The organism is Gordonia sp. NPDC003950 (genome assembly GCF_053605205.1).
Genome location: NZ_JBSGIT010000001.1, coordinates 205,236 through 219,936, shown reverse-complemented (window position 1 = coordinate 219,936; position 14,701 = coordinate 205,236). Strand labels below are relative to the sequence as shown.

The following is a 14,701-nucleotide window of genomic DNA, read 5'->3' as shown; positions in this document are numbered from 1 at the left end:
ACGGGTGGTTTCATGACGACCGTTGATCCCATCGCACCCGCGGACATGCACGCACCCCGTCGGGTCCGATCCGCGGAAGGTCGCGGTCGTCGCAACGGCCGGCTGCTGAAGATCTACATGAATCTGCGTGAACCCACCCCCGCCGAACTCGACACCATCGGGCGGCGGATGATGATGCGACGAGCCCGCGGCGGCTCTGGTCCGCGCCACGCGGGCGCCACGAAAATCACCCGAGCGGGTCAGCGTGACGCAGTTCCGTGGCGCACTCGCCGGCGGCGTGCCCACCGATGCACCGCCGGCGCTGCGCGAGTTCTTCGCCACCGTCGAGGCCACCCCGGACTGGGTCGACCGAGAACTGTGCGAGAAGGGCGCCGGGGTGTACCGACGCCCTTCCGATCAATCGGGCCGACCTCGCCGCCAACCTCGGCCTGTTCAGCGGAACGCTGCTGATGGGTGTGCGCGCACTCGGTGTCCCGGTCGTCGATGAGGACTCCCGCGCGCTGATGCATCTCTGGAAGTACGTCGGCCGGCTGATCGAAGTCGACGAGGACTGGCTCTTTCGACGAGGAAATGGCGCAACACCAGTTCAGCTACGCGATCCTGCCGGCGCAGGGAGAGGTCACCGACGCCGGAGCCGAATTGACCACCGCCCTGGTGAACGCACAAAAGGCCCTGCACTACAAGAGATTCCCCGCGGCGTCGGGAAGCCATGCGCGTCTGCGACCCCTGAGCATGCTTCAAGGTTCTCTGGTGTCCGCGGGATGGGGGATCTGGGGCAGCCGCTCACGTTGCCGTGGGCAATCGGGACCGCATGGGTACGAAACACGGTGAACTACCGGGTCATTGGTCGAACCCCGTGGGCGTGCGGTATCTCGAACTCCTGGGGGAGCGGTCGAGCAGACGGGCCCGCTACCGTCACTTCGGTGACGACGCGCGGAGGCCGGTGCGCCGACCATCGGTAGCCCGCGGGCTTCGGCAGACTCATGTTGGGGTACAACACTATTCGTATGACAGTGTTGTAAGGCAACGGGATTCGATGATCCCGTCCAAATATCCGGGTCCGATGGGTGCGCCGAATGACGTGAGACCGGCGCCGGCGGCATCCGCAAGGGACGAAAGTACGCAGGTCAGAGGACCTTCTGACGAAGTGTGGCGCACCGGTGTCCGGGTGGTCTGCTCGGGCTGCGACGCTCGTTCGTCGAGCGTATTCTTCACTACGTGAGCAAGCTCAGTCCGGCCATTTCCGCATTGAAGGCGGCGCACTGGCAGCATTGCCTGGCGCCGCATCTCCTCGACGGGGAGGTGATCGTCGCGTTCGTCTCGGCGCATCGTCTCAAGCCCACCGTCGAGGGTGTGGCCGTGACCAATGCCCGGGTCCTCGGTTTCCACACCGCCGCTCCGTCGCGACGCGACGTGATCACGATGGCGGTTGCGGCCGACGAGATCGCCGACGTGGAATTGGTCTCCGCACATATGGTTCCGACTCTGACGATCCGCACGACGGGCACGCCGCTGTGCTTCGGTGAATTCCACCGTGAGGAGATGGATTTCCTCACCTACTTCCTCGATACCCTGCGGCACGACGGCGTCGATGAGGCGGTGCGCCCGGAACTCGACCGGTGGCGATCCGACACGCAGCAGTCCGCCGGCGCCCGCGCCCGCCGACGCGAGCAGCGTCGCGTCCCCGTCTACGGCGAGCCCATGACGTCCGCGCAGTGGGTTGCCATCGAGCGGTCAATCGGCTCCGACGAGTACCCGTGGATGATCCTCAACTGCGGACGCCACGGCCAGTTGGCAGCCTTTGCCGACCGGATCGTCATCCGAAAGACCGGCCGCACCACCGATCTACCCGTCGGTGAGCATCTGGAGGTCATCCCGTTCACCGACATCGTGGATGTCACCTATCGCTGCGGTGCCCTGTCCGGTGTGCTGGAGGTCGCCACCAAGGCATGCCCGGCGATCTACGGCGAAGGGTTCTGGCCATCGGTGGTGTCCGACCACACCGAGGCGTTGCCCAATGTGCTTCGCGTGCCCAAGGCGTATTACCAAGGCGCGCAGGACAGTATCGATAAACTCCGGCAGTACGTCCACACCGGTCAGGGCGCGGGGAGCCGGGCGGCCTCGGCGCGCTGAGTCTTTCGACGGTCCGATTCACGACGGCGGGTGCGAACGCTGTGACATCGGAAGTCGCTTCGGTCGCCACCCTCGCAACGGGTACGGACGCAGGTTCGTGACTACGGGTTGCTGGAGTCCGCTCTGGCCCGACCTCACACCACCGTGTTCGGTGCGGATGCCTACCCAGGTGTTCACGTCAAGGCGGCCGCGCTCCCGCACTCCCTGACCCGTAATCTTGCGCTCGTCGACGGGAGCAAACGAACGGGCTGGATCGCTTGCCTCACGTTCCGAAGATCGCCGCGTGCCGGTTCACCGACCGATGGTCGATGCGGCGGCCGCTACCGCCCGACACGTCATCACGCCGGGAACGTTCGTCGCAGGCACTGCGGTCGCAAGGGCCACATCGTCCTCCCGCGGGTCCTCTCGGGTGAGGTGGGACGTCGGCGACTTGAGTGAGCCGAGAAGATCTGCGCGAGCCGAACTGACCCGCGCGAGCTGCTCAGGAGCGGTAAACGAATCGTCCGGGCCGCACGCCGGAGTGATCCAGGGAGCCGCACCGAGCCCATGGATGCGACGATGAAGGGCGATGAACACCCCACTGCCGCCCGTACCCGACGACATCCGACTGGTGGTCTCCGACATGGACGGCACCCTGCTCGACGGCGCCAAACAGATCCCGGAGACGCTGTGGCCCCTGCTTGACGAACTCGGCCGCCGCGGCATCGTGTTCAGTCCGGCCAGCGGTCGGCAGGCGGCCACGCTGCTGCATCAACTCGGGCATGCGGTGCCGGGCCTGGTGGTCATCGCCGAGAACGGATCGGTGGTGGCCCGTGACGGCGAGAAGCTTCGCGTGGCACCCCTTGACGGCGACGTCGCGACGGCGGTGCTGGCCCGGGCCCGTGAATTGTCCGCGTCGGGTGTCGACCTCGGCGTCGTCCTGTGCGGGCCCGATGGTTCCTTCGTCGAACGCTCCGATGAGAAGTTCCTCGAACAGGTCGAGCCCTACTACTTCGCCAACCAGATCGTCGACGATCTCACGGCGGTGGAGGCCGAACTCGTCAAGGTCGCAGTCTTCGACTTCGATGGCATCGAGGCGGTGACCGCCCCGGCCATCATGTCGGTAGGCGGGGCCAAGGAGGTCGTGGTGTCCGGGCACCACTGGCTCGACGTGATGGCGCCCGGCGTCGACAAGGCCGTCGCCGTCCGCGCGATCCAGGACCGTCTCGACATCACCCCCGCGCAGACCATGGTCTTCGGTGATTACCTCAACGACCTCGCCATGCTCGGCACCGCCGACTGGTCGTACGCCATGGCCAACGCACACCCCGACATCCTCGCAGCGGCACGGTTTGTGGCGCCGTCGAATGAGGAGAACGGGGTGGTGCGCACGGTGCGGTCGGCGCTGGGGTTGCCGGATATCGGGTGAGCCGGTCCCCGGCCGCGCTCACGCCGTGAACTCCGGTCGTCGACGGATCAGCGTCCGGTAGATGACCGCGCCGAACAGTGCCGACTGGATGATCTCGTCGGGGAGGTAGGCGTCGATGTCGAGGGGGTCGCAGATGGTGCCGTCGGTGAGATGGTCGAGCAGAACCGGCGACAGACTGTCGATGGTGAGTTGAAACCGTTCGCCGCCGAGGTCGGTGACGGCCAGGGTCCCTTCACCATCCCAGGAGTCGATGCGGGCCCAGTGGGTGATGCCGCATCCCTCCGCGGCCTCGATCAGGAGTCGGCGTCCGAACAAGCGTGACATCGGGACCCCGTCGACGGCCCCGTACCGCGGCCAGCGCCTCCCGGTAAGGCACCCGATGCTCAGGGGCATGACGCCGCGCCGCGCGCTTCTCGGCGGATCGTTCGGTCATCTCGGATCGCTCTTGGTGCGATTCCCGCGTCCACCACATCGCACTGAGGTCATCACTTACGAGAGTCGTCGCCCCGAAGGGTGTATCGGATCGTTCCTGGCCCTGCTGTTGTGGCCGGCGGAGCCCGCCGAGGAGGCTCGTCTGATCGATATGGTGATCAACACCGTCGGGGTGCGCCGGATGAGCTGATTCCGGGCGAACTGATTCCGGACTGATTCAGATGAGGCCCAGCGTCTCATCCAGCCAGTCGAACATGCGCTGCTCGGTGAGCGCCCGTGCCATCGGTTGGCAATGCCAACTCGCCCCTTCGGCGGCGGTGAACGCCACCACGGTGGTGTCAGCCCCGGACATCGCGGCGAGTTGTTCGGACTGCCCCGGCCAGAACTGCTCGGCCTCCGGCGCCGTGATCAGCATCGGCGTCCGGATCTGTGCCGCGACATCCGGTGTAAGCGTGTACTGTGCAACAGCTTTCATCGTTGCGGCATAGGTCTCCTGACCGTAGGGGCGGGCGCGCCAGTCCCACATCCGCTGGGTGGCCTTGCTGGCCTTCAGCCCGATCGACATCATCTGATCGAACTGGTGATCCTTGCCCTCGGCGAGCATCGACTGCAGTGCGTGCGGCAGATTCGCCAGCCAGGACGCCTCCACCTGAACGACGCCGGGGTCGGCGATTGCGGCGGCATAGCGATGGTCGAAGGAGATCGCTCGTGGCACCCAGTAGCCGGCCTGGCTGATGCCGTAGACCGCCAGCCGGTCGGCGTCGACACCACGCAACCCGACGACGACGTCGGTCACCGGGGTCAGCACCGCCTCCCAATCGGGCCGGAAGGTCATGCCCTGCTCGAACAGCATCGACTGCTGGCCCGGTCCGTCGAACATCACCACGCGATAGCCGCGTCGGAGCGCGCCCTGCGCGGCGGCCGACCACTGGCCCGACACCGCCCCGTCGCTCCCGTTGACCATCACCAGCGTGGGACGCCGATCGTCGTCGCCGGCGTCCTCGGGTGACAGGTACCAGCCTGGCAGTGTGGTGCCCTCGTAGGGGATGGAGAGTCGCTGTGCGACAAACGGACCGAGATCGATGAACTTCTCCCACGCCGCGCGATGCGCGGCGAAGACGGGCATCCGCTCGGCGTCGTCGGCGATACCGTCCAGCGCGTCGAACGCCACCGACAGATAGGTCGCGGCGCGGAGGTAGCTCATCGCGGCGCTGAACCGGTGCCCGCGATCGGCCACGGCGGCGGCCTCGGTGGCCAGTCGCGTGCCCAGGCGGTGCCACGCGTCGTACCAGTCGCGGTCGTGACCGTCGCCGATGCCGTCGATGGTGGTGAGGACCTCGCCTGCATCGGTCGCGCCGGAGGTGGCGTAGCCGAGCAGGATGCGGACGGAGTAGTCGCGGCCGGCGTCGGAGTAGAAGCCATGGGAGTAGGCGGTGTGCGGTGCGTGGGGGAGGTGCATGGCGGTGCGCTTTCGTCGGTGTCGGGGGTGTTGTCGAACACCGAACACTCTGCGCTCATCGGCGGCGCACGTCATCCGTCAGGTGACGTGGGTTCTGCTGCCAACGGTTCACGACGGGCGTCGCTGCGCCCCGATCAGGTCGTCTCGCTCGGGGCGTCCTCGGCGGCAGGCCTCCGCATCTCCTGGATGGCCTTGATCGACTTGGTCACCACCGCGAGCACCGGTGGGCCCAGGACCATGCCGAGCAACCCGGCCGCGGTCCCGCCGATCATCGTCGCCAGCAGCACCGCCACCGGATGCAGGTGGAGTGAGGACCCGAGTGCCCATGAGCTGACGGCACTTTGGATGGTGCCGTTGGAGACGATGAAGGTGATCCCCATGATCAGCGCGGCCGTTGGTCCGCCCGTGCCGAACGCGATGAGCACGACGAACGCGCCGGTGAGCCACGCCCCCAGGTAGGGGATGAACGACATGAAGAAGTACAGGACGAAGATCGGGATGGCCAGCGGGATTCCCAGCACCAGAAGCGGAATCATGAAGATCGGCGCGGTCAGGATCGCGGTGATCGCGGTGCCGCGGAAGTACCCACGGATCGACTGTCGTGACAGCGCGGCGATCTGCTCCACCTCGGCGGCGTCGAAGTCACCGCGACGCGCCAGCCACTCCGAGAACCGCTGACCGTCGCGCAGGACGAAGAACAGGAAGAACAGCGCGAAGAAGGTTCCCATGATCAGGGAGATCACGCCGTAGAAGGTACTGGTGACGGCACCGAGCGCGCCCTGACCCAGTTGTGCGGCATGGCTTTCGAAGGCTGCGCGGGCATGCTCGAGTATCTGGGCGTCGATGTCGAGATCGCCCGCCCACTTCACGAAGGCGTTCCACCCGCCGATGAGCTGCCGGTAGATCTCCGGCCACTGGTCGAGGAACCCGGACACCACGATCGCGATGGTGGCCGCGGCGACCGCCACCGCCACCAGCAGCGTCACCATCGTCGCCGGCGTCGACGGGAGCCCCCACCGTTCGAGGCGTTCCTTCAGCGGTTCCAGGACGAGACCGATGATCACGGCGATCACCAGCGGGACGAGGATGCCACTGATCGCACCGATCGCCGTGGCCGCAACGACGATCAGCGCGATCACTCCCAGTAGTGACCAACTCGCGACGCCGGCACGACGCAGTGTCGACGATCTCGTCGGGCCCGACCGCTCTGCCACACCCATCACATTTCCTTCACGCGCGACGCTCGACCGGGTTGCGAGGGGACATCGTGCACGTAGTAGTTAATCAGCCGCCGGCGATCTCGTGCGTGCGGTGCTCGCGGCCGGCGCGCAGATATACCGACGCCCAGGTCCGAAACGGTTTCCACGCCTCCGACACGTCGGCAACCGTGCGGTCGGGTCCGTAGTGTTCGTGCACCTCGGCCGCGAGCCGCCGCTCGTGCGTCGGCACCATGTCGGGGGCGTTGGCTCCGCGCAGCACGATCAACTCCGACGCAAACGGGCCGATGCCTCTGATCTCCTGCAGCGCCGACACCGCCTCCGCCGGCGGGATCGACCGCAGATGGCCGGTGTCGAGGAGTCCGTCCAGTGCGGCGTCGGCGACGGCGTGCAGATACTCGGCCTTGCGGCCGGGGAGGTCGAGATCGAGGGTGGCCAGGGTGGATGGCGCGGGAAACGCGCCGTCGCCGCTGTACCGGGTGGTGATGTCGGCACGGAGCTTCGCGGCCTGCACGATGCGGATGCGCTGGGAGAGCACCGTCCACGCCGCGGCCTCGTAAGCGGAGTGAAAACCGCACGGCCGCAGTCCCGGAAGCGATGCCTGCGCCGCCCCGATCACCGGATCACGCGCCCCGACCTCCGGCCAGCCGCGGGCGTCGACGTCGAGCGCGAGGAACCGTGCGGTCTGCGTCGCCGCGGCCTCGAGGTCACCGTCACCGGTGACGACGATCTGTGCGTCCTGATCGTCTTGCTCCACGGTGACGTGCGCCGCCGACCAGTCCGCGTCGACCCGGAACACCGTCGACAGCCGGCCTGGTTCCTGGCTACCGCCCAATGCCGACGGGGTGAATCCTTCCCAGAACTCCCGGCTGACGTCGAGTGACCACGAACCGAGGACGTGGTGCGTGACGGTGTGGGTGGCCATCGTGCTCCAATCGCGGGGATGTGGAGGCGACGCTACTCCGCCCCTCCGACAATCGGGGATTGTGATGAATCCGGACCGGACCGTATGCGCGATCCCCCACACTTGGGACACCACAGCCGGATCGCCCAAGCCGAAGGAGTCTCGCCATGGGATCGCCATACCCCGACGTCCGATGGGGATCGGAGAGCAGTTCACTGCGTGCGCCGCTGGTCGCATTCGCGAAGACCAAGCCGGGCTCCTGGGTGATCCGTACGATGACGCCACTCGACCGGGCCCTGATGAAACGCTCCCACGGCCGATTCACCACGCTCGGACCGATCGCGGCACCGACCGCGCTGGTGACCACGATCGGACGCAAGTCGGGTGAGCGCCGCACCTCCCCGCTGCTCTACTACCGTGAGGACCCGCACATCTTCCTCATCGGCTCCAACTTCGGGCAGGAGCACCATCCCGCCTGGACCTGGAACCTGCTCGCCGATCCGCGTTGCTGGGTGACGATCGGTGACTCCGAAATTGCCTCGAACGCAGACCTTCTCGACGGTGAAGAGCGGGACCGGGTGTTCGGCGAGATGGCGAATCTGATCGAGGTCTACGGCGAATACCGGCGGCGTACGGATCGCGAGATCCGTGTGTTCCGTTTGACGGCGGTGTGACGGCGCACGCTCACCCGGCGGTGCCCAGTGGGGTGCACTGAAACGCGTTGGTGTGTGCATCCCAGGCATAGGAGAAGCTGCTGTCGGCGGTGGAGTTCGACCCGCGTGGTTGCCACGCATTCGCGCTGAAGGTGAAGTAGTTCTCCGATCGCCGGCCACCGCCGGGAATCGGAATCCCTTCCTGGGTCGCCGCACTCAGACCGACGACGGCGATCTCGCCCGGCGTTCGGCACACGATCGAATCCTGCCTGCCGTGCGACGAACCGAGATACCAGATACCCGGGGTGGCCATACTCGTCGCACCCGGGATGGGCGGCTGGGGCAATGGCACCAATTCGGCTCCGTTCCAGCCGATCACAGAGAACTGTTCGGCATTGCCCTGCCCCCGGACCAGATGCAGGGCGAGATCGGCGCCGTGCGCGCGGCTGATCGCGAATGCGCCGCGGAAGATGTCAAACGGGGTCGTGTAGGCGCTGCCTGACACATTCTGGGTGACCGAGTGGACCGTTCCGTTGATCCCGACCCGGGTGGTGATGTGCGATGTGCCGAAGGCGATCCCAGGTGCAGGCGCATCGGAGGAGTACGCGATCGCCACCGGATCCGGTGTGCCGTCACCGTCAACGTCGACGATGCGTACCACCTGGCAGGTCCCCGATGCCCCGGCACATGGATCGACCGTCGCCGTCGGGCTTGCGGTAGCGCCACTGCCGCCCACCGTTGACACCGCCGCGTTCTCCGGAACCGCGGTTCCCGTCTCGGCGCTGCATCCGGCGCCGGCGAGGACGGCCGTCACCGCGGCCACGAGCAACGCCCACCGGCGGTGGGCGTACGTGCGAGAACGCATGGACATGAGGGCCTTTCATTCGACAGGCGATGATCGTAACGGCAACCCGCACGCGACGATCCGCGGACGGCCCCTCGGGGTGAACTTTCATCTCTTCGGGGTACAGGGACCACGGGGTGCGGGGGATCCTCCGACGTACACCACCGTCACATCAGCGCCCACACGAACCGCAGCACGATGGCGCCGACACCGAAAACAACTGTGCCGATCAGCCATTGGCGGGCCCGTCGGTCCCTGTCGACCCGGTCACCGTGCACATCGTCACCCGCGCCTGCCAGGTACACGTAAGCGGCGGCGAGGGCGCACACCGCGGCCACCACGCCGCAGCCGAGGACCAGGACGAACATCACGAGGCCGGTGTCCACAGGTCCTCGATCGGGATGTCGCGTCCGAGGATGGTGCACGCCGCCCGGTGGCCCGACATCAGCGCCGCGGTGACGGTGGCCGGATCGTCGGTCCAGGTGGCCTCACCGGCGAGGTGCAGCACCCCACCGACCGGCGTGGCGAGGACGTCGTGATCGGCGGTCGTCGAACCCACGGTCATGTACGCATACGAGCCGCGCGCGAAAGGGTCGTCCTGCCAACGGGTTACCTTCACCTGCGTGGGTGTGGAAACCGCGTCGCCGTAGATGTCCCGAAGTGCGTCGAGCACCGACTCGACGATCTGCGCGTCGTCCCACCCACGAATCGCTCGTGCGCAGTCGGCGGCGGCGAAGGTCAACAAGGTGGGGGTGCCGTGCAGTGCGGTGAGGTCATACCAGGAATGCCACCACGCTCCCGCCGGGCCCTGACGCCGGATCGCGTACACGTCGTCGTCCCAGAACTTCTCCGGGAACCTCAGGAAGATCTTCTCGAAGGCGTTCATCTCGAGGCGGCCGAGTGCGCCGGCAACCGGTTCGGGCAGCGGTGGCTCGATCACGATGGTGCCGGATCTGAGCACGCCCACCGGAACGGTGACGACCGCGACCGCCGCGTCGACGACGTCCCGATCGGTGTGGACGACAACACCGTCGGCATCCCTCTGGACGCGAGTGACGATGTGTCCCAGACGAATATCGAGACCGACCGCCAGGGAGTCGGCAAGGACGCCGTAGCCCTCGGGAAAGACCACCTCGTCACCGAGGGTCTCGTCGTCGTCGAGTCCATGGGCATCGAGATCGTGTGCATCGACGCCGTACTGCTCTTCGGTACGGTGGTGCAGGAATTCCCGGACCCGCTCGATTCGTCCCGCCGACCAGCCCACCGCGCCGAGGGGCTCTTCCATGGCCGCCGCATACGATGTGCCCGAGCCGATGTCGGCGATGTATCGCGACAGGTGTGCATCGCAGCCTCGGATGTCGGCGGCGAAGGCCGCCACGGCGGCGGCGTCGAGGCGTCGGCCGTCGGGATCGTAGTAGGCGATCGGCCGGGAATCGGGTTGATAACTGCCGACGGTGAATTCGACCGATCGCATCCCGAACCCGCGGACCGCGTCGAACAGTGGGGCGTCGTCGATGCCGTGAATCCACGAGGCGCCGAGATCGGTGACCGTCCCGTCGGAGCGATCGGTGTGGACACGACCACCGATCCGGTCACGCGCCTCGAGCACCACCACCGATCGACCGTGGCGAGACAGCAGCCGGGCCACGGTCAGGCCCGCGATTCCCGCCCCGACGACCACCGCGTCGGGACGGGACATCTGGTGTGTCACCTGGGCCTCCTGACCTCGATGAGGCCAACCTACGCGCGATCAGCTCAGATCGTAAACGGTGTAATTGCCGACTCGGACTCCGTGATAGGTGCTGGTCACCCATTCGCTGATGGCGGTGCCGACACCGGAACGGCGCTCGCCCCTCGGACCACCCGGGGTTGCTCCGCCAATGGAGTTGCCGGTCCCGACGACCAGGTAGTAGCCGATCTGCTTGTCGGCGACGTAGCGCTGGAACTGTGCGAGCGTCGGCGTTGGATCGCTGCCGCTGAATCCGCCGATGGCCATGACCGGAACCTTGGCGGCGAGCTCGATGCCGGAGGCCGCATTCGCGCTGGTGACCGCGGCGGCCCAGCGGGCGCTCGAGCCCCGCAGCATGGCGGTCAGTTGTGCGGGTGCTGCCTGGTTCTCGAATCCGCCCATACGCGTCCCCGACTGACCACCCGCAGCCGATCCGGTCCGTCCACCGGCACCACCGCCCCAGCCGCCGGCGCCGGTATGTGTCGACGACGACGTGGGCAGCACCGACGGCCCACCACCGGTGTGGGCGACGGTGTCGCCGTTGATCGCGTACGCCGCGGGCGCCGAGATCAGTGCGACCAGACCGACTCCGGCGGCGATCACCGCGATCCGGCGACGCGACCACGCCGGAATCATCAGTGCGATGGCCGACGCGATCGCGGCGACGAGGACCAGCCACCGCAGCCACGGTTGCCAACTCGGTGCGTGGTCGAGGATCACGAATCCCCAGATGCCGCCGGCGAGCACCATCGCCGCGAGCCCGCACCGCCCGATGCCGGCGCGCACCGCATCGGTGTCCTCGCGTGCCCGCCACAGCTGCACGGCGCCCACGCCGATGAGTCCGGCGATGGGAGGTGCGATCGCGAGACTGTAGTACGGGTGGGTGGTGCCGTTCATGAACGACAGCACCATACCGTCGACGATGAGCCAGATACCGAAGAGGAGGGTGGTGGCGCGGACGAGGTCGGTCCGGCGGCGGCGTCCGCGGAGCACGAGCAGCAGCACGAAGGCGATCAATGCCGATGGGAGCAGGAACGAGATCTCCGCACCGAACTCCCCGGTGAACAGTCGGGTGATGCCCGGCGACGAGCCGAACATGCCACCCCCACCGCCGAAGCGACCGCCATCACCACCGGCGCCGGTCGCGCCGTGCTGTGTCAACGCGTCCATCCCCCCGGTACCCATTCCCCCGGCCCGCATGCCACCGTGCTGTCCGCCCTCGCGGCCCTCGATCCGGGCCAGCCCGTTGTATCCGAGGACGAGATTCATGAACGAATTGTCGGTGGAGACGGCCAGATACGGACGTGAGGACGCCGGCCACAGAATGGTCAGCAGCACAAACCATCCCGCCGACACCACCATCGCGCCGGCGGCCGCGAGCAGGTGGCCGAATCTTCGCCCCCACGTGGTGGGTGCGGCGACGAGGTAGACCAGACCCAGCGCCGGGAGGATCATCAGACCTTCGAGCATCTTGGCCAGGAACGCGAATCCCAATGCCACCCCGGCCAATATCAGCCACTTCATCGACGCTCGGGGCAGTGCACGCACCGTGCAGTAGGCGGCCGCCGTCATCAGCAGCACCATCGCCGCATCAGGATTGTTGTAGCGGAACATCATTGCCGCGACCGGGGTGAGTGCCAGTGCGGTACCGGCGATCAGCCCGGCCGTGCGTCCGCTGACCCGGGTGGCCATGGCATAGACCAGGAACACCGACGCGACGCCCATCAGTGCCTGCGGGATCAGCATGCTCGCCGACGAGAAACCGAAGATCTGCCCCGAGACCCCCATCACCCATTGGGACAGTGGTGGTTTGTCGACGGTGATGAAGTTCGACGGACCGACCGACCCGAACAGCAGCGCCTCCCAGTTCCGCGAACCCGCCCACGCCGCCCCGGCGTAGAAGGTGTTCGCGTTGCCGTTGGCGGTGATGTTCGCCAGATACAGGACGGCGGCGCCCACCAGTAGCACGGCGAGCAGGATGCGGTCGCGGACCGTCGGTTTCGTCGACGCGGCTTCCGGGGTTCCGGCTGGCGGGGACGCGGTGTCGGGACTCACGGGCTGGGCGTGGAGAAAACTCACGGGATCGATCGTGCGGACGATTCCTCGATGGTCGGTGTCGATCGGCTGGCAACTTCCTGCCAATCCGCTCCGAGGTGCGGGATTGGCCGGAAGTGTCTGGTATGCGGTGCCTTTGGTCCGGTCGCCTCACATCCGCGCGTACCGCGCCATCACGAGACAGTAGATCCCGTAGGCGGCGAGTCCGAGCGCGGCGACCACGAGCAGCACCTGCCCCGCGGGCCACCCGGCGACGGTCTTCACCGCCCCGTCGATGCCGGTGGCCTTGGACGGATCCACGGTCGCGACCGCGACGATGACGAGTAGTCCGGCACCGGCCAGCACCAGTCCCTTTGCGGTGTAACCGACGATCCCGGTGACCTTCACCGCGTCGTTCTCGTCGATCTTGAGATCGTCGAAGAAGGATCGCGTCACACCCTTGTAGACGTGGTAGGCGCCCACCGCGATGATCACGAGCCCGACGACGACGAGCAGGACCTTGCCTGGCGCCGATCCCATCAATCGTGCGCTCAGACCGGCATTCTGACGGCCGCTGGATTGCCCATGGCCAAGGGCGAACTGCGCCGCCGACCACGCGAACGCCAGATACACCACGGCGAGTGCGCCCGCCTTCGCGCGGTCGAGCCAGCCGTCGTCATCGTCGGGCGCCGGATCGGCCGGATGCGGGCCGAGGATCACCTCCGCGACGCGCCACAATGCCATCGCGACAAAGGCGACGACCGCGATCCACAAGGCGGCGCGGCCACCGGGCGTGGAGGCGAACAGGCCGAGCGCCCCGGACTGATCGGCATTGCCCGGATCGCCGAAGGCGAGGCGCGCGACGATGTAGGCGATCAGCAGGTGCAGCAAACCGCTGACGACATGCCCCGCGCGGGCGAGCCGCTCGAACCACTCGCTGTCGGTGGCCTCGCGAACGGCGTCGGCGGGGGTGTGGTCGGTCATGACGTCTCCGACTCTGTCTCCCGGTTCAGGAGGCTGACCGTCACCTGGTCGAGAACGGCGTCGAGAGTTGCCTGTCCCAGCATGCGCAATCGCACGAGTCGGACGGTCAGTTCGGCAAGGTCCTCCTCGTCTTCGGTGGCATCGGTCAGGTCGGTGGCGGCCGCGACAAGGACACGCTCGAGTTCGATCAACGCCGGCGTGAGTCGCTCGGCCAATTCCACCACCTGCTCGGCCGGCGTCGATGCCGTGATCAGTGCGGTGAGCGCCTCGACGATGTCGGGATACCGCAACGACACGGCCCCGGACTCGTCGAGCCCGAGAAGACCCAGTCGTTGCAGACGATCGATGGACCTCGCATCCATACCGCCGGCAAGGAGCTCGTCGACGGTCGTGTGTGCTCCGCTGGTCTCGGTCGGCAGGGTGAGGTCGGGCTTGACTCCGAGAATATCGTTGAGCTGCTTGCCATCTCGCCAGGCCGTCAGCAGTTCGTCGATGTGTGCGATGGAGTAACCGCGGCCGAGCATCGAGTTGATGAGCTCCAGACGTTCGACGTGATCGTCGCTGTAGAAGGTGACCCGACCCACTTTGCGTGGTGCGGGGAGGAGTCCGCGTTCGCGGTACGCACGAATGTTGCGGGTGGTGGTTCCGGTGATCTGAGCAAGTTCATCGACCCGGTACTGCGGCGTGTCGGCGGATCGCCCACGCGCTTGACGCACCGTGGAGTCGATCAGCCGGGTGACGGCCACCTCGATTTCCCGCGATTGTTTCCCGACCGCCGAGGGGGTCCGGGCGAGGCGACCCACCGCGTGGGCGAGTTGGTGCGACAGCGATGCCGAACGTCGCGCCACCCCGGTCTCCTCTTCCGTTGTCTTGCCTGGTGAGAACCCTACTGTACGACGCGGCG

At 67.1% G+C, this 14,701-nt stretch carries 14 protein-coding genes and 1 pseudogene; 5 read left to right on the top strand and 10 right to left on the bottom strand.

Annotated features, from left to right (window positions below; translation table 11 throughout):
* Positions 1-1,218: 1,218 nt before the first annotated feature.
* From ACWETB_RS01110 to ACWETB_RS01100, 3 genes and pseudogenes are all read left to right on the top strand, one after another.
* Positions 1,219-2,133 (top strand): hypothetical protein, encoded by a 915-nt coding sequence (locus ACWETB_RS01110; protein ID WP_449744530.1) that lies wholly within the window; start codon positions 1,219-1,221, stop codon positions 2,131-2,133.
* Positions 2,134-2,226: 93 nt separating this feature from the next.
* Positions 2,227-2,403, top strand: a pseudogene (locus ACWETB_RS01105) (type II toxin-antitoxin system death-on-curing family toxin); the annotation flags it as partial.
* 298 nt (positions 2,404-2,701) lie between these two features.
* Positions 2,702-3,541 carry a Cof-type HAD-IIB family hydrolase gene (locus ACWETB_RS01100; RefSeq protein ID WP_449744529.1) on the top strand — a complete coding sequence of 280 codons (840 nt, stop codon included), beginning with the start codon at positions 2,702-2,704 and terminating at the stop codon, positions 3,539-3,541.
* A gap of 18 nt (positions 3,542-3,559) precedes the next feature.
* On the opposite strand, the gene ACWETB_RS01095 is transcribed toward ACWETB_RS01100, so the two are convergent.
* Positions 3,560-3,865 (bottom strand): hypothetical protein, encoded by a 306-nt coding sequence (locus tag ACWETB_RS01095; protein ID WP_348806066.1) that lies wholly within the window; start codon positions 3,863-3,865, stop codon positions 3,560-3,562.
* Positions 3,866-3,932: 67 nt separating this feature from the next.
* Between ACWETB_RS01095 and ACWETB_RS01090 the strand changes: the two genes are divergently transcribed.
* Positions 3,933-4,163 (top strand): hypothetical protein, encoded by a 231-nt coding sequence (locus tag ACWETB_RS01090; RefSeq protein ID WP_452208713.1) that lies wholly within the window; start codon positions 3,933-3,935, stop codon positions 4,161-4,163.
* A gap of 27 nt (positions 4,164-4,190) precedes the next feature.
* On the opposite strand, the gene ACWETB_RS01085 is transcribed toward ACWETB_RS01090, so the two are convergent.
* From ACWETB_RS01085 to ACWETB_RS01075, 3 genes are all read right to left on the bottom strand, one after another.
* The gene (locus ACWETB_RS01085) at positions 4,191-5,432 is read right to left on the bottom strand and encodes an alpha/beta hydrolase family protein (RefSeq protein ID WP_348806063.1); all 1,242 of its coding nucleotides are present in this window, start codon (positions 5,430-5,432) and stop codon (positions 4,191-4,193) included.
* Between the two features lie 134 nt (positions 5,433-5,566).
* On the bottom strand, positions 5,567-6,652 hold the full coding sequence (locus tag ACWETB_RS01080) for an AI-2E family transporter (protein ID WP_348806062.1): 1,086 nt from the start codon (positions 6,650-6,652) through the stop codon (positions 5,567-5,569).
* A gap of 64 nt (positions 6,653-6,716) precedes the next feature.
* On the bottom strand, positions 6,717-7,574 hold the full coding sequence (locus tag ACWETB_RS01075) for a DNA-3-methyladenine glycosylase family protein (RefSeq protein WP_348806061.1): 858 nt from the start codon (positions 7,572-7,574) through the stop codon (positions 6,717-6,719).
* Positions 7,575-7,720: 146 nt separating this feature from the next.
* On the opposite strand from ACWETB_RS01075, the gene ACWETB_RS01070 reads away from it, so the two are divergent.
* On the top strand, positions 7,721-8,227 hold the full coding sequence (locus ACWETB_RS01070) for a nitroreductase family deazaflavin-dependent oxidoreductase (RefSeq protein WP_452208710.1): 507 nt from the start codon (positions 7,721-7,723) through the stop codon (positions 8,225-8,227).
* A 10-nt stretch (positions 8,228-8,237) separates the two neighbouring features.
* Here the strand turns inward: ACWETB_RS01070 and ACWETB_RS01065 are convergent, their stop codons facing one another.
* From ACWETB_RS01065 to ACWETB_RS01040, 6 genes are all read right to left on the bottom strand, one after another.
* The gene (locus tag ACWETB_RS01065) at positions 8,238-9,071 is read right to left on the bottom strand and encodes a hypothetical protein (protein WP_449744526.1); all 834 of its coding nucleotides are present in this window, start codon (positions 9,069-9,071) and stop codon (positions 8,238-8,240) included.
* Positions 9,072-9,217: 146 nt separating this feature from the next.
* Entirely contained in the window at positions 9,218-9,436 is a 219-nt protein-coding gene (locus tag ACWETB_RS01060; RefSeq protein ID WP_348809868.1) for a hypothetical protein, read from the bottom strand.
* Positions 9,418-10,761, bottom strand: a complete 1,344-nt coding sequence (locus tag ACWETB_RS01055) for a flavin monoamine oxidase family protein (protein ID WP_452208708.1) — start codon at positions 10,759-10,761, stop codon at positions 9,418-9,420. Before ACWETB_RS01055 ends, ACWETB_RS01060 begins: the two co-directional genes overlap by 19 nt.
* A 39-nt stretch (positions 10,762-10,800) precedes the next feature.
* On the bottom strand, positions 10,801-12,858 hold the full coding sequence (locus ACWETB_RS01050) for an ArnT family glycosyltransferase (RefSeq protein ID WP_452208706.1): 2,058 nt from the start codon (positions 12,856-12,858) through the stop codon (positions 10,801-10,803).
* Positions 12,859-12,984: 126 nt separating this feature from the next.
* Positions 12,985-13,797: a DUF1206 domain-containing protein gene (locus ACWETB_RS01045; protein WP_452208704.1), complete on the bottom strand. Its 813-nt coding sequence runs from the start codon at positions 13,795-13,797 to the stop codon at positions 12,985-12,987.
* Positions 13,794-14,645 carry a MerR family transcriptional regulator gene (locus ACWETB_RS01040; protein WP_449744520.1) on the bottom strand — a complete coding sequence of 284 codons (852 nt, stop codon included), beginning with the start codon at positions 14,643-14,645 and terminating at the stop codon, positions 13,794-13,796. The genes ACWETB_RS01045 and ACWETB_RS01040 overlap by 4 nt, the downstream gene beginning before the upstream one ends.
* Positions 14,646-14,701 lie beyond the last annotated feature (56 nt).

Excerpts from the sequence above, each read along its gene's own strand:
- ACWETB_RS01075 (WP_348806061.1), bottom strand. The coding sequence starts at position 7,574 with ATGGCCACCCACACCGTCACGCACCACGTCCTCGGTTCGTGGTCACTC.
- ACWETB_RS01085 (WP_348806063.1), bottom strand. The coding sequence starts at position 5,432 with ATGCACCTCCCCCACGCACCGCACACCGCCTACTCCCATGGCTTCTAC.
- ACWETB_RS01095 (WP_348806066.1), bottom strand. The coding sequence starts at position 3,865 with ATGTCACGCTTGTTCGGACGCCGACTCCTGATCGAGGCCGCGGAGGGA.
- ACWETB_RS01070 (WP_452208710.1), top strand. The coding sequence starts at position 7,721 with ATGGGATCGCCATACCCCGACGTCCGATGGGGATCGGAGAGCAGTTCA.
- ACWETB_RS01080 (WP_348806062.1), bottom strand. The coding sequence starts at position 6,652 with ATGGGTGTGGCAGAGCGGTCGGGCCCGACGAGATCGTCGACACTGCGT.
- ACWETB_RS01100 (WP_449744529.1), top strand. The coding sequence starts at position 2,702 with ATGAACACCCCACTGCCGCCCGTACCCGACGACATCCGACTGGTGGTC.
- ACWETB_RS01045 (WP_452208704.1), bottom strand. The coding sequence starts at position 13,797 with ATGACCGACCACACCCCCGCCGACGCCGTTCGCGAGGCCACCGACAGC.
- ACWETB_RS01090 (WP_452208713.1), top strand. The coding sequence starts at position 3,933 with ATGACGCCGCGCCGCGCGCTTCTCGGCGGATCGTTCGGTCATCTCGGA.
- ACWETB_RS01065 (WP_449744526.1), bottom strand. The coding sequence starts at position 9,071 with ATGCGTTCTCGCACGTACGCCCACCGCCGGTGGGCGTTGCTCGTGGCC.